The following is a 2,055-nucleotide window of genomic DNA, read 5'->3' as shown; positions in this document are numbered from 1 at the left end:
TGATTGGTATCCAAGGGTACGTCTGGATCTTCTAAAAACACCCGTAATGCTGTCTTTCGTTTTAGCACATAATGAACTGCTCGCAACAATGGACTCTTCGGCGTTAAATCGTTGCGAAGCAACTGTTGCTCGCACCACTCATAGAATGCATCCACCTGCGGCTTGCTGTGCTCAAGTCGGTATAACTGTTTTTTCTCACCACTCAATTTCTGTGCTCGGATCTCTTCTTCGACTTGGTACAGCAGTGCAATATAATCCAGCGCCTGACTTACAGCCGCAGGCTCTTCTTGTTCTGCTTCAATAAACTGTCGCCGACTGTGTACCCAACACTGAGCCTGGATGACTCCCTCATTCTTTGCTGCATATGAAGCATAAGCAGAATAGCCATCACTAATGAGCGTGCCATTGAACTGATGTTTCAGTATGTTTTCGATATGTTGTCGTCCTCGACTGGACGAGAAGGTAAACACGACCTCATCTTGATCACCATAGAGTGGCCAGAACCAGCTTTGCTTGAGTTTACCTTTTGTCGCCTTGCCTGCCTTGATCGGCGTTTCGTCCATGGCTAACACTTTGCTGCGCAGTATATTTGCCAACTGAGCCTCAACGATGGGGCGTAATAGTTCGATAGGACGCTGAGTTAGCGTGGTCAAGGTGGTGCGGCTCATCGTGATGCCGGAGTGGCCCATGCGTTGATGTTGGCGATACAACGGTAAGTGGTATAGGAATTTATCGACCAGCAGACCGACTAGCAAACTGACATCGGCAAAACTCCGATCCAATACATTGAACGGAACTTGACTTGGCAAGGGTTGTTTGGCCCCCTTGCGTTTAATAATTGGGCGATCATATTGCAACACTACATAACTGGACGGACGCTGCGCCAAACGGAAGGTACTTTTGGTGCCAATCACCTCGAACTGATCTGCATCAGGTCCTTCAAGTTCTGGCGTTGACAGTGAGATCACTTTAATCGGTACCTGATCATTAAAGCGCAGGCCACTATCATTGATGCAATCGTCTGGACGTTGTTTAGGGGCTTTACCTCGTTGATAGGTAATAGAGACCTGTTCCCCCTCGGGCTCTGTAATGGGTTGCACTTCGCCCAGCAGGCTAGGTTGATGTGGATTATCAACCGGACGCTTCTCCGATTTCTCACCAAATAACTGCTTTTCAAACCAGGCCACTCGTCGTTTCAGTGCCTCGTTTTCATCACGTAGAACACTGTTCTCAGCGTTCAGGCGCGCGAGTTCTGCGACGGTTAAGTCGCTCTTGGAACAGGCTATTTCTGTTTGTTTTGGTGGAAGATTCATGGGTGTGGATTATACCAGACCCCACCTTAAATCGGATGTTGATAGCGCTTGTATTGACGGATTTTTTGCACTTCAATGCCATCTAAAATCAATTGCAGATCGGTCCAGCTCAGAGGGCGCTGTCCAGTGGCTGAAGCGTTCACGCGGAATTGTCCCTGTTCAAGCCGTTTACTCCATAAGCAGTAGCCCGACGGTTCAAAATAAAGCACCTTCATCTGGGTTTTGCGTCGATTGACGAAGACAAAGTACTGGCCACTCAGCGGGTTGTGGTGAAGCTGATTCTTCACCAATGCACTCAATCCTTGAAATGACTTGCGCATGTCAGTCGGTTGAGTGCAAAGCCAGATCCGAGCAAGGTTGCCGGGCGCAAACATCAGGGACGACTCAGGCGAAGCTCGACACCCTCGCCTAGACTGAGCACTATTGACCAGCCGCTACTTGCATGACCGCCTGACAAGGTGCCAAGGTCAATAAATGCAGCCTCTTCTGAGCGCTGGGATTGGGAGCGGACTGGACGTTCATTGATAAGTCGCTTGCGCCAATCGCAAAAGCTGGCATAGCCTAAGCCTTGCTCTTCGCAAAAACGTGCAGCGGAGAGACCGCTGTTACGCCACTGATCGATAAAGATCTGCCATTGCTCTGGGGTATGACGGGTATAGCGTTTCATATGATGCTCTCCTGAATAAATAGGAGACTAGATTATCGCGCGATGAGTGTGAGGGGCAGAACGTATTAAAATGAA

General features: G+C 49.1%; 2 protein-coding genes and 1 pseudogene. All 3 read right to left on the bottom strand.

Annotated elements, in window-relative coordinates; all coding sequences use genetic code 11:
• Positions 1-1,244 (bottom strand): annotated as a pseudogene (gene tnpC, locus D791_RS18480) (IS66 family transposase); the annotation flags it as partial.
• A 95-nt stretch (positions 1,245-1,339) separates the two neighbouring features.
• A complete protein-coding gene (tnpB, locus tag D791_RS18475) occupies positions 1,340-1,687 on the bottom strand; it encodes an IS66 family insertion sequence element accessory protein TnpB (RefSeq protein ID WP_036514962.1) in 348 nt (115 codons plus the stop codon).
• Positions 1,687-1,980 (bottom strand): IS66 family insertion sequence element accessory protein TnpA, encoded by a 294-nt coding sequence (gene tnpA / locus D791_RS18470; RefSeq protein ID WP_036514959.1) that lies wholly within the window; start codon positions 1,978-1,980, stop codon positions 1,687-1,689. Before tnpA ends, tnpB begins: the two co-directional genes overlap by 1 nt.
• Positions 1,981-2,055: the final 75 nt, after the last annotated feature.

Origin of the sequence: Nitrincola nitratireducens, assembly GCF_000585235.1 — a bacterium.
Lineage (GTDB): Bacteria > Pseudomonadota > Gammaproteobacteria > Pseudomonadales > Balneatricaceae > Nitrincola > Nitrincola alkalisediminis.
Note: the sequence above shows the minus strand (reverse complement) of the source record. Positions and strands in the feature narration are given on the sequence as shown.